Below are 1,191 nucleotides of genomic sequence, written 5' to 3' on the forward strand. Positions count from 1 at the left end.
TTCCAGAGTCTACATAATGACTAAAAACATCAATGACTAATTGGTTAATTTGTTCTTGAGTGTGTTTATCGTGTTCTTCTAGTGATTTTTCCCAACTAGGAAAAATAAAAAACGGTAGCAAGTCAAAGCTATTACTATTTAATTCTTTCATCTGCAAAACATAGAATGCAGCCTTTACTATATTGATATATATATACTTTTCTTCAACTCTATCACGTTCAAAGTATGGCAGTACTGGATCAGGAATCAATACTGTATCTGCAAACAAAATTGACCTTTTAGTTGCATTCAGCTGAGTTTCGTAGAAACGAGAACTTCCACCAAGAACCAACTTACAAGCATTCAACTCTTGAGCAAACTGAAAGGCACCTGAGCCATATGTTGAGTATAGTGCTCGTAGATTAGCTTCTAAGTCAGCAAAATGGTTCTTTCCGTTCTCCATCTTGTGGGCACTAGCTTTCATTGCTTGATGGACAGAAATAAATGAATCGAAAGTCGTAGCGCACTGACCAACCACATTTATGAAAAATTCAGACAACGTATCTAGATACATTGTCTGATACTTGTAAAGTTCTTTTGTGTCCACATACCCTCCCAAAATATAACGTCTTAGTATTTATGCGCTGCACTGTTTGCCAATGCCTGTTGTTAAAGTGTGCGAAGCATTTTCTCGTAAAATTCAAATGAAAAGAATTTGCTACCTGGAATCGTTGTAGATCGTATCCAATAAACTTCCGGGGGAAACTCTGTTGCACACTTCACACGACCTGTTATCTAAATATTTCAAGCATGTACACTTTCATCTTACTGAATTTACATCTCTTTTTATTCTCACTCAATAGTAAACCACGAACTGATTGCACATAATTTAGAGATGATCCGCACAAAACCAATAATACTGTATAAAAACACAAAAACTGGTTAACTAAGATGTTGTCGCTAAACAGAAACACTGGTAAGGCCTGAGACTTACCAAGGTTTTCTGTATTCAGGAATAGAATTTGTCAGCCCTGCCATCTAAAAAGTCAATCTTTCCTTTGCGAGACACTCATATTCTTCATAAATATCTCTAACTCTTTAAGTTTGTATATCTGGAAATCAAGTACCTGATACTAGAAAGCTAAATCACAATGTCGGATAAGGAAAAGTATGCTTGCTAATCGGATATGAAGTAACGCCTCAAACACCTGC

At 36.1% G+C, this 1,191-nt stretch carries 1 pseudogene; it reads right to left on the bottom strand.

Features of this window, described 5'->3' with window-relative positions:
- A pseudogene (locus tag H5202_RS22890) lies at positions 1–586 on the bottom strand (hypothetical protein); the annotation flags it as partial.
- Between the last annotated feature and the right edge of the window lie 605 nt (positions 587–1,191).

The sequence above is a fragment of the Shewanella sp. SG41-4 genome (assembly GCF_014164505.1).
Taxonomy (GTDB): domain Bacteria; phylum Pseudomonadota; class Gammaproteobacteria; order Enterobacterales; family Shewanellaceae; genus Shewanella.